Here is a 14,921-nt window from a genome sequence, read left to right as displayed (position 1 = left end):
CGCCGGCGGCGGGACCGTGGAGGTGGCGAAATGCGCAGGTCGCTCGCGTTGAACACGCAGAGTGACGGAAATGCCGGGCCTTGACCCTCCGTCCTACTGTGCGCTGGGTGACGGACCTACCACAGCAGACGTTCGACGACGCGACCGCCGTGCTCCGCTCGGCGCTGGCCGGCGATGGGGAAGCGGTGACAGGTGCGTTCGACGCGGTCGTCGACCGGGCCGGCCTGCCCGGCGCGTACGGGGTCGCCTGGTGCCTGGCGGCGACGATGGTCGGTGACGCCGCGCCGAGCACCGGATGCGCGCTGGAATTCCCGGACATCGAGCAGGCGGACTACGACACCCGCTGGGTGGCACGCTTCGTGAGCGCGTACGCCAACCAGGACGTGCCGACCGGGGAGGCGCTGTTCGGTGCGGCCGCGGCCGACGGGCTGCTCTCCGACTGCCTGCTCACGCTCGCCGGCTCGACGATCGCCACCCTGCGCAGCCGCGCCGGCTGACCGCGCTCTGCGGGGCGCGGCCCCCGTCGGGTGCCGCGCCCGCACGGGCCGCTCAGAAGGCGTGGTACGCGACGAGCGGCTCGTACTCGTAGCGGACGTTCTCGAAGCGGACCCGGAAATTGACGCCGTCCCGGACGTTTGTCGCCACGGTGACCCAGCCGGAGTTGGCCGGCAGGTAGGTCCAGTAGTTGCAGTTGCCGGTCTTGTCGATGAAGATCACGCAGGCGTCGGTGCCGTACGGGCTGGCGTTACGTACGTTGATGTCGCGGCACCGGGTTGTGGTGCGGTACGGGCCGGCCTGGCCGCCGTAGCCGCCGGTCTGGAAGAAGGAGCGGACCGCCCCGCCGTAACACGTGGCGAGCGGAGCGAAGAGGTTCGGCCCCGAGGTGAAGTCGGTGGAATCGGCGCTCTGGGCGGTCGGTGCGGCGGCCTGAGCGGCCTGAGCGGGTGCGCCGCTAGCGAGCAGGGCGGCGGCCGTGGCGACGGCGAGCAGGCGGGCGGTCGGGGATGACATGCGTGCCTCCGGAAACAGGTGGATGACCGTCCGTATAGGACGGTCGAGCTGATCGTGACGATGATACTGATCGATCAATGCGACCGTGGCCCCAGATCGTCCGCCGTGTGTGATAGCTCTGGGTGCATGTCCGAGGCCATGCTCAGTAAGGTGCGCAAGCTGCTCGCCCAGGCCGAGGACCCGGCCTGCACACCCGCCGAGTCGGCGGCCTTCACCGCCAAGGCGACCGAGTTGATCGCCCGCTACGGCGTCGACAGGGCGTTGCTCGCCGTCCGGGACCCGACCACCGACCCGGTCGGCGACCGGGTGCTCGACATCGTCGCCCCGTACGCCCGGGACAAGGTGGGCCTGCTCGCCGCGGTCGCGGAGCCACTGCGCTGCCGCTGCGTCCGTCGCCGGCAGGGCAACGGGTTCGCGGTGCACCTGTTCGGCTTCGCCAGCGACCTGGAACGGGTGGACCTGCTCTTCACCTCACTGCTCGTGCAGGCCGCACACGGCCTGGCCGCCACCGCGGTGCCCGCGGACGACCATCCGGCCGCCTTCCGACGGTCCTGGCTCGCCGGCTTCGCGGAAGTGATCGGCGGCCGGCTCTGGGCGGCCGAGACGGCGGCGGCCGGCGAGTCGGGCGGCCCGTCGGTGGCGCTGGTGCTGGCCGACCGCTCCAACCGGGTGCAGCGACGGCTCACCGAGGAGTACCCGAGACTGCGAACCGCACCGGCACGCCGGCTCGGCGGCACGGGCTTCGGTTCCGGGGCGGAGGCCGGAAACCGCGCACACCTGGGCGGTCGGGACCTGGACGGCAGCCGGGCCGGTCGGCAACTCGGCCGCTGACCGCTCAGGCGGCCTGGTGGCCGCGCGATTGCTCAGGCGGTTGTGAGGGCCGCGTGACCGCTCAGGCGGTTGTGTGGTCGCGCGACCGCTCAGGCGGTGCCTTGGCCACGTGACACGGTGGCGAGATAGCGGGTGAGCAACTCGTGCCAGCCCGCAGTCAACGCCTTGCGGTACCCCTCGGCCGCCTCACCGTGCCGATCGAAGTGCCGGTGCTCCAGCTCGACCCGCGTCCGTTCGGGCCCGTCGGGAAGGAACAGCACCTCGACCTCGCTCGCCTTCGCCGGGTCCGGCACCGGCACCCGGTCCGGGCCGAGCTGCCAGGCGAAGACCAGCCGCCGGGGCGGGTCCCACGTGAGCACGCGTCCCCAGTCGGCGCGGAAGCCGTACGGGCCGATCTCGTAGAGCATCCCGCCGGCCCGCGGCTCCATGCCCAGCTCGGCGAGGGCCTCCGGACCGGACCACGTGTACTCCGTGACCCACCAGTCAGTCAGCTCATCGGTGAAGACCGCGAACGCCCGCTCGGCGGAACCCGGGACGAGGAGGCTGCACCGCAAGGAGAACCGCTCCAGGTCCTGCCGGATGTCGGCCGGATCAGCCATCCCCTGTCCCATAGGCCCGGACCATACCGGCTGATGCCTCGGTGTGCAGCTTCGCGAGGTGCCCGGTTCCAGACAGTGGGTTGCCGAGTCGTCACGGACGGGATGCCCCGCCGGAAAGCGGGTAACCGCGCCGAACGGCCCGGACGACGGGTCGGCGTACGGGGGCGGGAGAGTATGAGCGAGAACGCGCAGCAGCGGAATCCGGACCGGGACGTCGACGCCGGGGACCCGGACGTCCTGCTCGACATCCCGAAGGTGTCGGTCGACTCGATCCGACTGGTCGTCGACGGGCTGGACGCCGACATCTCGCTGCGCGCCCGGCTGGCCAACCTGCTCCAGCTCGATGCCGGCGTACGGGTCCACCTGCAGGGCGTCGAGCTGGACATCGACGGGGTGCACGCCGAGGCTCAGCTCCGGGTACGCCTGGAGCAGCTGGTGACACTCCTGGGCCGGGCACTCGACACGATCGACAACAACCCGCAGGTCATCGAATCCCTGGCCCGGGCGGGCAGCGGCGCGCTCGACGACGTCAACCGCAGCACCCAGCAGTTGGCCGCCGGCGCCGCCGAGGTCACCGCCCTGGCACAGCACTCCGGCGTACGCGACGAGCTGGCCCGCCAGGCGGGTGCGGCAGGCGAGTTGGGCGACCAGACGCGAGCACGACCCGCCCGCCCGGCCGAGCCGCGCCCAACAGAGTCCCGGCCGGCGGAGTCCCGGCCGGCGGAGTCCCGGCCCACGGAGTCGCGGCCGGCGGAGTCGCGCGCATCGGAAGGTCAACAGCCGGAGTCGCACCGGGCGGAAGGTCAGCCGCCGGAGTCTCGGTTGGAGGGCCGGTGGCCCGTGGATCGGGCCTCCGCGCAGGCGCACCCCACCTCCGCGGGGCAGGGGTCCACGGGGCAGCAGCCGCCCGAGGGTCAGGACCGGCAGCAACCGGGGGGTGGTCCGGGAGGAGACCGACCCGCTCCGGCTGCTTCGCCTCCCGGAAAGCCCGCCGATCAGCCGGGTGGCTCGCCGACCGCCGGTTCTGGGGAGTCCCGGGCGTCCGGCGGCGGAAATCAGGGCGGCCAGGACGGCGGTGGTGGCAAGCCCGCCGGCCAGGCCGCTGGCGGCCAGGGTGCCGGTGGCCGGGGTGCCGGTGGCCGGGGTGGTGGTGGCCAGGGTGGCGGCGGTCAGGCCGGTGGTGGTCAGGGTGGCGGCGGTGATCAGGGCCGTAGGCAAGGCGGAGCCGGTCAGGCCGAGGGTGGCAACGGTGGCGATGGCCGGGGTGCGGATGGCCAAGGCGGTGGAGGCCAAGGCAGCCAGGGCGGTGGCGGCCAGGGCGGTGGAGGCCAGGGCGGTCAGGGCGGTGGAGGCCGAGGCGGCCAGGGCGGTGGTGGTGGCCAGGATCGCGGCTGGCAGGCCGGCGGTGACCAGCAGGGTGGCGGTGGTGTTTCGAGTGGGGCGCATGCCGCAGCTCAGAGTGCGGCGCAACTCGCCGAGCAGGCGGGAGAGACCTTGCGGCAGGCTGGGCGCAGCGTGTGGGAGGCGATCCAGAGCGGAATGGCCCAGCACCGCCAACAGGGCCGCCACGACCAGTGATCATCGTCTCGGTGCGGCCGACGCGCTTGATCGACTCGGGTTCGGCGATATTGGGGTATCCCGGTGGCCGCGATACCCCAACTTCGGCGAAAGCGAGTCGATCAACGGCCAGGCCGGGCGATCAAGGGGCCAGGCGGGACGATCGCGGGCCAGGCCGGGCCATCGGGGCGGGCCGGGCCGTCGCGGGGCAGGCCGGGCGATCGCGGGCCAGGCAAGCCGATCGCGGGCCCAGGCCGGGCGATCGAGGGCCAGGCCGGGCGATCGTGGGGCCAGGATGCGGCGGGAAAGCAGAACGCCGACCGCGTCTCCGCTGGTCGGCGCTCCTGTAGCCCGGCGAAAGGCTATGTGGCCAGGGGCGGGGTCGAACCGCCGACCTTCCGATTTTCAGTCGGACGCTCGTACCAACTGAGCTACCTGGCCGCGTTGCTCGGCTCATGCTACCCGCCAACCGGATGAACCGCTGGCAGGGTCACCTGCTCCGATACGCAGAACGCCGCGCGAGGCGCGGCGTCAGCGCTGCGGTCCTGACGGGACTTGAACCCGCGACCTCCGCCTTGACAGGGCGGCGAGCACTCCAACTGCTCCACAGGACCTAGCTTGTGTTGCTCCGGCTTGCGCCGGTCGTGCCCCCAACGGGATTCGAACCCGTGCTACCGCCTTGAAAGGGCGGCGTCCTGGGCCGCTAGACGATGAGGGCGGCCCCGCCATCATTGCACATTCGCAACTTCAAGCGGACTTGCTCCCATCCGGCCCCGCCGGAGGCTTGGAAAGCATACGTGATGCCGGGCTGGTCGACAAAACCGGTATCGCCGGGACCGTTGTGCACCGCATAACCGCAGGTCAGGGCCTATCTAGCGAGTCGGGTGATGCCGAAGCGGTGCTTCAGGTCGGCGATCATGTGCGGGCAGGCGGCGAGCGTCGCGGCCCGGTTTCCGCCCCCGTCGTGCAGCAGCACGATGGATCCGGGGCGTGCCGCGTTGTGGACCCGCTTGGCGATCGTGGCGGCGGTCGGCTTGTCCCAGTCCTGCGGGTCGACGGCCCAGTGCAGCGGGCGCATGCCGAGTTCCTTCGCCACGGCCAGAACCTCAGGTGTCCACCGGCCACCGGGTTGGCGGTAGAAGGACACCGGTGTGCCGGGAGACGCCGCCTGGATGGCCTTGTTGGTGCGGACCAGGTCGGCCTTGATGTCTGCCACCGGTCGGCGGGCGAGGTCGAGGTCGTGCCGCCAACTGTGGTTGCAGAGCTGATGCCCCTCCCGGACGATCCGCCGGATCAGTTCCGGGTGCCGCTGGGCTTCGAGGCCTACGACGCAGAAGGTGGCCGTCACGTGGGCCGACCGCAGTTGGTCGAGCACCTTCGGGGTCCAGGCCGGGCTGGGCCCGTCGTCGAAGGTCAACGCCACAGGCTTTACGCCGGTGGTGCGCCGCAGCCCGGCTGGGAGCTTCGGCGGCAGCGGTCGCAGGGGCGGCTTCGGCGGCTTGGTGTGGGTGGCGGTCGGCGACGGTGTGGGCGTCGTCGGCGCGGGCGGGGCGGTCGACTCGACGGGTGGCGACCCGGCTGCGGCGTGGATGGTGCTGTCTGGCTGAGCGCAACCGGACAAGACCAGCACCACGGCGAGGACGGACGCCAGGGCGGCGCGGGCTTGCATCTGTTCGCTCCCGGGGGTCGGGGCAGGCGGACGTCCCGACGGTAGTGGAAGCGGGTGGGGGACCGACAGGCCGGTCACGCCTCCCGGGACTGGTCCAGGGAGTCACGGACCGCCATCGCGAGCGAGACCGCCTCGGCCAGGTCGACCGGCCGGACCACCCCGGCGGGCAGGGTGTCGGCCCGCCAGCCGGGGCCGGCGGCGAGGATCAGCAGCGGGCGGCGGGGCGCGGCGAGCAGCGCGCTGAGCTGGGCCGGGTCGGCCGTGGCCCGGGTGTGTGACCAGAGCACCACGGCGGCCGGGCCGGTGCGGTTGACCGCCTCGACGAGGGCGGCCACCGGCACGCGGGCGCCCAGCATCCGGTAGCTCACCCCGGCCTCGGCGAGCGCGGCGGCCAACGCTTCCAGGGGGAGGGTGTGCTGCTCCTCGTCGGCGCAGGAGAGCAGGATCCGGGCGGGGCCGCTGGGCGCGTTGGCCTGGCTGGCTACCGCGAACGCCTCCGACACGCATCGGGAGACCAGGTGTTCGACCTCGATCAGGCCGGAGGTGGCGGCGTGCCGGTCGCCGATGCCGGCGAGCACGGGGCGCAGCAGGGTCTCCCAGGTGGCGACGACGCCGCTGGCGGCGATCGTGTGCGCGATGGTCTCGTTGATCGCCGCGGCGTCCAGGCGCATGGCGGCGCGGGCCAGGCCCCGGGCGGCCGGGCCGGCGCGGCCCACTCCGATGGCGCCCCCGCCGTCGCGCCCGGGCGGGCGGATCCGGCTGCGGGTGACGGTGTCCGCGGGCGTCCGGTCCGGTGCCTGCCGTGCCCACCGGGCCGCCTCGGCAGGGCTCACGCCCTCGGCGGTCAAGCGCCGCATGGTTTCGAGGCGAGCCAGGTCGGCGGGGGTGTACCGGCGGTGGTGGCCGGGCACGTGCTCGCTGGGCCCGAGCCCGTAGCGCTGGTGCCAGGTGCGCAGCGTGGTGACCGCGACCCCCAGCCGTCGCGCGACGGCGCCCGCGCTCAGCGCCTCATCGGCCACCCGGCCGCTCCGCCGCGTCATCCGCCGACGATCCGGCCGGGGTCATGGTCGAGCCGGGGGCGCCCGACGGGGTGCCCGAGGGGCGCAGCAGTCGGTTCACCACCCCGCCCAGCCAGGGTGCGTACGACCGGGGGTCGCGGTCGAGTTCGGCCTCCAGGGCGGCCGGGTCGGCCCAGCGCAGCTCGGCCACCTCGTCCGGGTCGGGTCGCAGCGGGGCGGCGGGCAGGAACTCGCCGCGCAGGACGTGGTCGTACTCGAACTCGACGCGGCCGGAGGTCGGGTCCTCGGCGTAGTAGACGTAGACGCCCACCTCGGTCAGCTCGACCGGGCCGGTGCCCAGCTCCTCCTTGAGCCGCCGGTTGGCCGCCTCGGTCAGCGATTCGCCGGGTCGCGGATGGCCGCAGCAGGAGTTGGCCCAGCGCAGCGGGAAGCGGGTCTTGACCGCGGCCCGTCGTTGCAGCAGCACCTGGCCGTCCGGGTCGATCAGCAGCACCGAGAAGGCCCGGTGCAGCTGCCCCGGTGGCTGGTGGGCGGCGGCGACCGTGGTGTCCCCGCGGGCCTGCCCGGCGTCGTCGACCAGCTCGACGAGGTGGTCCTCGCGGCTCGTCATCGGCCTTCTCCGGTGATCCGGCCGGCGGCCAGTTTGCCGGAGATCAGCACCATCGGTACGCCCACGCCCGGCTGGGTGCCGGAGCCGACGAAGACCACGTTCGACAGGTCGCGGTGCAGGTTCGACGGGCGGAACGGCCCGGTCTGGAAGAGGGTGTGCGCGGCGGCGAACGGGGTGCCGGCGGCCATCCCCTGTTCTGCCCACTCGGCGGGGGTGATCGCCCGCAGCACCTCGACGCCGGCGCCGAAGCCGACGTACCCGCGCTCCTCCAGGGTGCCGATCAGTTGGTCGCCGTAGCGCTTGGTCAGGTCGCCACGCCACTCGAACGGCGCCCGGTCGAGGTTGGGCACCGGCGCGAGCACGTAGTAGGTGTGCCGGTCCGGTGGGGCCACCGACGGGTCGGTCCGGCTGGGGTTGGTCACCAGCAGCGACGGATCGGTCATCAGCTCGCCCCTGCGGATGACCTCATCGAAGGTGCCCTTCCACGCGCGTCCGAAGTGGATGTTGTGGTGGGCGATCTTCGCATATCCCTGTCGTGAGCCGACGTGCAGGACGACGCAGGAGGGTGAGTAGGTGAGGCGTCGCGCGGGCGCGGCGGGGAGCAGGTCCCGGTAGGCGACCGGCAGGTCCGGGTTGAGCACCACGACGTCCGCGGGCACGAGCTCGCCGTCGGCGGTGAGTACGCCGGTGGCCCGCCCGTTCGCGGTCTGCACCTGGGTCACCGTCGTGTCGTACCGGATCTGCACGCCGTGCTTCTCGGCCGCGCCGGCCATCGCCCGGGAGACCGCGTGGATGCCCCCGCGGGGGAAGTAGACGCCGGCCACCGAGTCGAGGTACGCGATGACCGCGTAGATGGCGAGCGCGTCGTGCGGGGCGAGCCCGGCGTACATCGCCTGGAAGGAGAAGATCCGCTGGGTACGCGGGTCCCGGAAGAACTGGTTGATCTTCGTCTGGAGGCGGCGGAAGGCCCCGCCGGTGAGCAGCTTGAGCAGGTTGCCGGTGATGAGGTCGGTGGGCGCGTCCAGGTTGCGCTCGATGAAGTCGGCCCGCTCCAGTCGCCACAGCTCCCGGGCGTAGTCGACGAAGCGCAGGTAGCCGTCGGCCTCCCGGGGCCCGCAGACCCGGGAGATCTCGGCCGCCATCCGGGTGGTGTCGGTGAGCACGTCGAGGGTCGAGCCGTCCGGGTAGTACGCCCGGTAGGCCGGGTCGAGCGGGGTCAGGTCCAGCCAGTCGCGCAGCTCCTCGCCGACCGCGCCGAGCGCCTCGGCGATGAGGTCGGGCATGGTGAGCACGGTCGGGCCGGTGTCGAACTCGTACCCCTCCACGGAGAGTCGGCCCGCGCGTCCGCCGGGGACCGGCTCGCGCTCCAGCACCGTCACCTGTCGGCCGCTGCCGGCCAGGTGCAGCGCGCAGGCCAGCCCACCGAGCCCGGCGCCGACGACCACCACCCGGTCCGTCCGTCCCGTCACCGTCCGCACGTGACCACCTCCTCGTCAGAATCGCTCATCAGGCCCGCCGGCTGGTGGCGGCGGTGGCCAACCCGGTCAGCGCGGTACGCGCCGTCCGGTCCACGGGTGCGCTGTCGAGCGCGGCCAGGGCGTCGCCGACCCGCTCGGCGATCATCCGCTCCACGCGGGCCACCGCGCCGGTCTCGGCGACCAGGTCAGCGAGCCGGTCGACCGGCTGACCGTCGGCCTGCTCCAGGGCCCGGAGCTGGCCGGGCGTGGCCAGTTGCCGCGCCAGCATGAGCAGCGTGGTCGGCTTGCCGGTGCGCAGGTCGTCGCCGGCCGGCTTGCCGGTAGCCGCCGGGTCGCCGTAGACGCCGAGCAGGTCGTCGCGGAGCTGGAAGGCCTCGCCGACGGCCAGGCCGTAGCGGGTGTACGCGGCGACCAGCGCGGTGTCGGTGGTGACCCCGGCCAGGAAGGCGCCGAAGAGCAGCGGTCGCTGCACCGTGTAGCTGGCGGTCTTGTAGCGGGCCACGCGCAGCGCCCGGTCGACCGACCAGCTGGTCGGGTCGTTCTCGCCGAGCACGTCCAGGTACTGCCCGGCGACGGTTTCAACGCGCATCTGGTCGTAGCAGCGGCGGACCTCGAACAGGCGGGCCGGGGTGATGGTGGCGCGGGCGAGCAGCTTGTCGGCCCAGACCATGCAGAGGTCGCCGATGAGCACGGCGGCCGCCTCGCCGAACCGGCCGGGGTCGCCCCGGTGGCCGGCGGCGACGTGCTGCGCGGCGAGCGCGACGTGCGCGGTGGGCCGGCCGCGGCGGGTGGTGGAGGCGTCCATCACGTCGTCGTGCACCAGCGCGAACGTGTGCAGCAGTTCGAGGGCGGCCAGCGCGGGCAGGACCGGTGGGAGGGGCTCGGTGCCGCCGACCGCCCCGCGCCAGCCCCAGTAGGCGAACGTGGACCGGATCCGCTTGCCGCCGACCAGCACGGCCTCGCGCGCGGCGGACGCGAAGCCGCCCATGGCCGCGTCGATCTCGGTGAGTGCGTCGACCTCGGCGGTGAGGAAGGTGGAGAGGGTCTCGTCGACCGCCGTGATCAGGTCCTGGGTGTACGCGGCCAGGACGGCGCGGACCGGATCGTCCCTGTCGCCCGGCCCGGTCGGCGCCATACGGGTCGCGTTGCCCGCTACTGCGTCGTTGGCCATGTTGGCGAGCGTACCCTAGGGTACGAGTTGCGTCGATTGGTGCGTCGATAATTGAGGAGGGCCGGTGGACACGGATCTCACCGCTGCCTACGAGCGCTGCCGTGAGCTGCACAAACGTCACGGGCGTACCTACTATCTCGCCACCCGGTTGCTTCCCGCGTGGAAACGACGACATGTACACGCCCTCTACGGCTTCACGCGGTACGCCGACGAGATCGTCGACCGCACCGAGGACCTGCCACCGGCCGAGCGAGCCGCCCGGCTCGACGACTGGGCCAGCCGCTTCGTGGCGGGTCTGCACGGTGCGCCGGTCGACGACCCGCTGCTGCCGGCAGTGCTGCACACGATCGCCATCTTCGACCTCGACCGCGACGACTTTGCGTCGTTTCTGAAGAGCATGGCGATGGACCTGACCGTCACGTCGTACGCGACGTACGACCACCTGCTCGACTACATGGAAGGTTCGGCGGCGGTCATCGGCACCATGATGCTGCCGATCCTGGGCAGCACCGATCCGGCGGCCGCCCGCGAGCCGGCCCGCCAGCTCGGCTTCGCCTTCCAGCTCACCAACTTCATCCGCGACGTCGCCGAGGACCTCGACCGGGGTCGCACCTACCTCCCCGACGAGGATCTGGCGAAGTTCGGCGTCACCCGCGAAGACCTGGCCGAGGCCAGCGCCCGCGGGCGCGGAACGTCCCGGACGCGCGAGCTGATCGAGTACGAGGTGACCCGGGCCCAGGCGCACTACGCCGCCGCCGCGCCCGGCATCACCATGCTCGCGCCGGCGTCGCAGGCGTGCATGCGCACCGCGTACGCGCTCTACGGCGGCATCCTCGACGAGGTGGCCGCGCAGGACTACGACGTCTTCACCCGCCGGGCCCTGGTGCCACAGCGGCGGCGGATGGCGGTGGCCGCCCGCGCCCTGCTCACCTCGACGGGTACCCCGGTCACGATCCCCGGGCCGACGGTCCAGCCGGCGGCCCGGTGACGGCGGGCACCGCGATCGTGCTCTTCACCCGCGACCTGCGGGTGCACGACCACCCGGCGCTGGCCACCACCTGCGCGGCGTTCGACCGGGTGGTGCCGCTGTACGTGCTCGACCCGGCTCTGGCCGGGCTGTCGGCCAACCGCACCCGGTTCCTGCACCAGGCGCTCGCCGACCTGCGCGACGCGCTGCGCGAGCGCGGCGGCGACCTGGTGGTGCGGCGCGGTGACCCGGTGGCCGAGACGATCCGGTTGGCCGGCGAGGTCGACGCGACAGCTGTGGCGCTCTCCGCCGACGTCAGCCGCTACGCCCGTCGCCGGGAGCGGCGACTGGGCGCCGAGTGTGAGCGGCACCGGTTGCGCCTGCGGCTCTTTCCGGGCCTGACTGTCGTCGAACCGGGTGCGTTGCGACCCGGCGGCGGCGACCACTACCGGGTGTTCAGCCCGTACCACCGGGCGTGGTCGGCCGCGCGGTGGCGCGACGAGTTGGCCGCACCCCGCCGGATCGCGCTGCCCGACGGGATGCGCGTGGGTCGGTTGCCGGCACCGCCGGCCGGGGAGTCGCCGGACGCGGCGGTCGGCGGCGAGCGGCCGGCCCGACAGCGGCTCACCGAGTGGCTGCCCGAGCTGGGCCGGTACGACGACCAGCACGACGACATGGCCGGCGACGACACCTCCCGACTCAGCCCGTACCTGCGCTTCGGCTGCGTGTCCCCGCTGTCGGTGGCCAACCGTGCCGGCGACCGGTCCGGGCCCTTCGTCCGGCAGGTCTGCTGGCGCGACTTCTACTACCAGGTCACCGCCGCGTTTCCGGAGATCTCGACGGCCGCCTACCGGCGGGGCGCCACGGAGGAGTGGCGCTACGACGACGACGCCCTGTCGGCCTGGGCGCAGGGGCGGACCGGCATGCCGATCGTGGACGCCGGGATGCGGCAGATGCGGGCGCAGGGTTGGCAGCACAACCGGGCGCGGCTGATCACCGCCGGCTACCTCACCAAGCACCTGGGGCAGGACTGGCGGGCCGGCGTGAAGGTCTTCTTCCGCTGGCTGCTCGACGGGGACGTGGCCAACAACTCGGGCAACTGGCAGTGGGTCGCCGGCACCGGCAACGACACCAAGCCGTACCGGGGGTTCAACCCGGTCCGGCAGGCCGAGCGGTACGACCCGGCCGGCGACTACGTGCGCCGCTGGGTGCCGGAGCTGTCGCAGGTGCCGGGCAAGGCCATCCACCAGCCGTGGAAGCTGCCCGACGACCTCCGCCGCACGGTGGACTACCCGCCGCCGCTGTCCGTGCCCGGCACCGATCCGGTCTGGCTGCGCTGAGGCGTCGGTGCGTCAGAGCACCGAGTGCAGGGCCTCGGCGAGCTCGTCGACCCGGTCGTGTTCCGCGAGCTGCGCCGTGACGTACGCGAGGGCGTAGCCGCGTTCCGGGTCGGCCCACGCGCTGCTGCCACCGAGCCCACCCATGCCCCAGCTGCCGTCCGGCTCCCACTGCATACCCAGCGTCCACCGGACCCGGCGTTCCAGCACCAGGTCCGGTCCGTCGTACTGGACCCGGGTGGCCTCGTCGACGAGGCCGGGGCTGAAGAGCCGTACGCCGTCCAGGACGCCACCGGCCAGCAGGCCGGCGTAGAGCCGACCCAGGCCGGCGGCGGAGGCGTGCAGGTTGACCGCCGGCATCTCGGCGCCCCGCCACAGGGTGCTGTTCAGCACGGCGAGGTCCAGCCCGCCCGCCGGGTTGCCCATCGCCCGGGCTCGCAGTGAGCCGGGCTCGCCGAGCTTCCGGCTCGGCCACTGTGGGTCGCTGTAGCGCAGGTCCGCGCACCGCCGCTGGTCGGTCGCGGTCAGCCCGAAGCCGAGGTCGAGCCGCCACGGGCCGGCGATCTCGTCGGCCAGGAAGCGGCCCACGCCGCGGCCGTCGACCCGACGGACCAGCTCGCCCACCAGGTGGCCGTACGTCCAGGCGTGCTCTCCGGCCAGCGACCCGGGCAGCCACTCGGGGTCGGCGGCGGCCAGGTCGCCCGCGAGCAGCGCCCAGTCGGTGATGGCGGCCGCCGGCCGGGGCACCGGAAAGGCCGGCAGCCCGGCGGTGTGTGACAACACCTGCCGCACGGTGGCCGGGGTGCGGAATTCCGGCCAGTACCTCTCGACGGGCGAGTCGAGGTCGACCTGCCCCCGGTCGACGAGCAGCAGCAGACACAGCGCGGCCACCGGCTTGCTGACCGAGTAGACGTTGACCAGCGTGTCCGGCCGCCACGGTCGGCCGGACGGCCCGTCGGCGGTCCGGGAGCCGCCGACCAGGTCGAGCACCGGCTGACCGTCGTACCAGACGGTCAGGCCGGCGCCGGACTCCCGGCCGGAGGCGAGCAGGTCGTGGAAGCAGTCCCGGACGGGGTCGAAGCGTGCAGGCATCGGATCACCGTAGGCGGTCCGACGGGGTGGGAGTGCCGACTTTTCCGGACCCCGGTGGTCGGGGTGGGGCCGCTGGGGGATGCTGTTCCGATGGCGGAGCCGGAGCTGGTGGATGTGGTCGTGGTGGGGCTCGGGGTCGGCGGCGAGGAGGTGGCCGGGCGGCTCGCCGAGGCCGGCCTCACAGTGGTCGGCGTCGAACGGGACCTCGTCGGCGGCGAGTGTCCGTACTGGGGCTGCATCCCGAGCAAGATGATGATCCGGGCCGCGAACGCGCTGGCCGAGGCGCGTCGTGTCGACGGGCTCGCGGGCACGGCGCAGGTCCGGCCGGACTGGGCGTCGGTGGCGAAGCGGATCCGCGAGGAGGCCACCGACAGCTGGGACGACAGGGTCGCGGTCGAGCGGTTCACCGGCAAGGGCGGCCGGTTCGTCCGGGGCAGTGGCCGGCTCGACGGCCCGGGTCGGGTCCAAGTCGGTGACCAGGTGTTCCAGGCCCGGCACGGTGTCGTCCTGGGCACCGGCACCCGGCCCTCGGTGCCGCCGCTCGACGGCCTGGCCGACACGCCGTACTGGACCAACCACCAGGCGATCGAGGTCGAGCACCTGCCCGAGTCGCTGCTGGTGCTGGGCGGGGGCGCGATCGGGCTGGAGCTGGCCCAGGTCTTCGCGCGCTTCGGCGTCCGCGTCACGGTGGTGGAGGCGCTGGATCGGGTGCTGGCCGTCGAGGAGCCCGAGGCGTCCGAGGTGGCCGCCGCAGCGTTGCGCGCCGACGGCGTCGAGATCCACACCGGTGTACGGGCGGAACGGGTCGAGCACGACGGTGACCGTTTCACGCTGCGCGGCGGCGGTGGGGCGGAGTTCACCGCCGAGCGGCTGCTCGTGGTGACCGGCCGCCGGGCGCACCTGGAGGAGTTGGGGCTGGACACGGTCGGTGTGGACGCCACCCAGCGCTACCTGCCGGTGGACGACCGGCTGCACGTCACCGACGGCATCTGGGCGGTGGGCGACCTGACCGGCGAGGGGGCGTTCACCCACATCGCCATGTACCAGGCGGGGATCGTCGTGGCCGATCTGCTGGCCCACGCCCGGGAGGCGAAGGCGGGGGCCGACGCCAGCGGGACCGCCAGCGTCGTCGGCGGCGCGATGGGCGCTTCCAGTTCGCTGGCCGCGAGCGGGTCGAGTGGTTCGGCCGGCACCGTGCCGCGCGCCGACTACCGCGCTCTGCCCCGGGTGACCTTCACCGATCCCGAGGTCGGGGCCGTCGGGCTGACCGAGCAGCAGGCCCGCGAGCGCGGTATCAACGTGCAGGTCGGGTTCACCAAGCTGGGCAGCTCGACCCGTGGCTGGATCCACCAGGTCGGTGACGAGGGTTTCATCAAGCTCATCGCGGATGCCGACCAGGGCGTGCTGATCGGCGCGACGTCGGTCGGCCCGGCCGGTGGCGAGGTGCTGTCCGCGCTGGTGGTGGCGGTGCACGCGGCGGTGCCGTTGAGCCAACTGCGACACATGATCTACGCGTACCCGACCTTCCACCGCGCCATCGAGGACGCGCTGCGCAACCTGTCCTGACGGCGCTGAACGGT

At 73.2% G+C, this 14,921-nt stretch carries 13 protein-coding genes and 3 tRNA genes; 5 read left to right on the top strand and 11 right to left on the bottom strand.

All coding sequences use genetic code 11. From position 1 onward, the window contains the following. Nucleotides 1-107 precede the first annotated feature (107 nt). Nucleotides 108-497, top strand: coding sequence for a hypothetical protein (locus AB0B39_RS06090; RefSeq protein WP_357491402.1), 390 nt, complete (start codon nt 108-110; stop codon nt 495-497). 52 nt (nt 498-549) lie between these two features. On the opposite strand, the gene AB0B39_RS06085 is transcribed toward AB0B39_RS06090, so the two are convergent. After that, nucleotides 550-1,011, bottom strand: a complete 462-nt coding sequence (locus AB0B39_RS06085) for a hypothetical protein (RefSeq protein WP_357491400.1) — start codon at nt 1,009-1,011, stop codon at nt 550-552. A gap of 126 nt (nt 1,012-1,137) precedes the next feature. On the opposite strand from AB0B39_RS06085, the gene AB0B39_RS06080 reads away from it, so the two are divergent. Continuing rightward, nucleotides 1,138-1,842, top strand: a complete 705-nt coding sequence (locus AB0B39_RS06080) for a DUF2786 domain-containing protein (protein ID WP_357573623.1) — start codon at nt 1,138-1,140, stop codon at nt 1,840-1,842. A gap of 89 nt (nt 1,843-1,931) precedes the next feature. On the opposite strand, the gene AB0B39_RS06075 is transcribed toward AB0B39_RS06080, so the two are convergent. The 9 genes from AB0B39_RS06075 to AB0B39_RS06035 form a co-directional block, all read right to left on the bottom strand. Further along, nucleotides 1,932-2,453, bottom strand: coding sequence for an SRPBCC family protein (locus AB0B39_RS06075; RefSeq protein WP_357492075.1), 522 nt, complete (start codon nt 2,451-2,453; stop codon nt 1,932-1,934). A gap of 1,912 nt (nt 2,454-4,365) precedes the next feature. Beyond that, nucleotides 4,366-4,439 (bottom strand) — tRNA-Phe (locus AB0B39_RS06070). A 99-nt stretch (nt 4,440-4,538) separates the two neighbouring features. Then, nucleotides 4,539-4,612: transfer RNA gene (locus AB0B39_RS06065), tRNA-Asp, on the bottom strand. 31 nt (nt 4,613-4,643) lie between these two features. Next, nucleotides 4,644-4,716, bottom strand: a tRNA-Glu gene (locus AB0B39_RS06060). A 150-nt stretch (nt 4,717-4,866) separates the two neighbouring features. Beyond that, complete coding sequence (locus AB0B39_RS06055; RefSeq protein ID WP_357491396.1) at nt 4,867-5,667, bottom strand: polysaccharide deacetylase family protein; 801 nt, start codon at nt 5,665-5,667, stop codon at nt 4,867-4,869. 74 nt (nt 5,668-5,741) lie between these two features. After that, nucleotides 5,742-6,686 carry a MerR family transcriptional regulator gene (locus tag AB0B39_RS06050; protein ID WP_357573785.1) on the bottom strand — a complete coding sequence of 315 codons (945 nt, stop codon included), beginning with the start codon at nt 6,684-6,686 and terminating at the stop codon, nt 5,742-5,744. Then, a complete protein-coding gene (idi, locus tag AB0B39_RS06045; protein WP_357573622.1) occupies nt 6,676-7,296 on the bottom strand; it encodes an isopentenyl-diphosphate Delta-isomerase in 621 nt (206 codons plus the stop codon). The genes AB0B39_RS06050 and idi overlap by 11 nt, the downstream gene beginning before the upstream one ends. Further along, the gene (gene crtI / locus AB0B39_RS06040) at nt 7,293-8,774 is read right to left on the bottom strand and encodes a phytoene desaturase family protein (RefSeq protein WP_357491392.1); all 1,482 of its coding nucleotides are present in this window, start codon (nt 8,772-8,774) and stop codon (nt 7,293-7,295) included. The genes idi and crtI overlap by 4 nt, the downstream gene beginning before the upstream one ends. Before the next feature lie 28 nt (nt 8,775-8,802). Beyond that, a complete protein-coding gene (locus AB0B39_RS06035) occupies nt 8,803-9,945 on the bottom strand; it encodes a polyprenyl synthetase family protein (RefSeq protein ID WP_234583184.1) in 1,143 nt (380 codons plus the stop codon). A gap of 64 nt (nt 9,946-10,009) precedes the next feature. Between AB0B39_RS06035 and AB0B39_RS06030 the strand changes: the two genes are divergently transcribed. After that, on the top strand, nt 10,010-10,933 hold the full coding sequence (locus AB0B39_RS06030) for a phytoene/squalene synthase family protein (RefSeq protein ID WP_234583185.1): 924 nt from the start codon (nt 10,010-10,012) through the stop codon (nt 10,931-10,933). Next, on the top strand, nt 10,930-12,252 hold the full coding sequence (locus AB0B39_RS06025; RefSeq protein WP_357573621.1) for a deoxyribodipyrimidine photo-lyase: 1,323 nt from the start codon (nt 10,930-10,932) through the stop codon (nt 12,250-12,252). The genes AB0B39_RS06030 and AB0B39_RS06025 overlap by 4 nt, the downstream gene beginning before the upstream one ends. A gap of 12 nt (nt 12,253-12,264) precedes the next feature. Here AB0B39_RS06025 and AB0B39_RS06020 read toward each other — a convergent pair whose 3' ends face one another. Further along, nucleotides 12,265-13,341, bottom strand: coding sequence for a serine hydrolase domain-containing protein (locus AB0B39_RS06020; protein WP_357573620.1), 1,077 nt, complete (start codon nt 13,339-13,341; stop codon nt 12,265-12,267). Between the two features lie 90 nt (nt 13,342-13,431). Between AB0B39_RS06020 and AB0B39_RS06015 the strand changes: the two genes are divergently transcribed. Further along, complete coding sequence (locus AB0B39_RS06015) at nt 13,432-14,907, top strand: FAD-dependent oxidoreductase (protein WP_357491385.1); 1,476 nt, start codon at nt 13,432-13,434, stop codon at nt 14,905-14,907. Nucleotides 14,908-14,921: the final 14 nt, after the last annotated feature.

It is taken from the genome of Micromonospora sp. NPDC049114 (assembly GCF_040648635.1).
Taxonomy (GTDB): Bacteria; Actinomycetota; Actinomycetes; order Mycobacteriales; family Micromonosporaceae; genus Micromonospora.
Note: the sequence above shows the minus strand (reverse complement) of the source record. Positions and strands in the feature narration are given on the sequence as shown.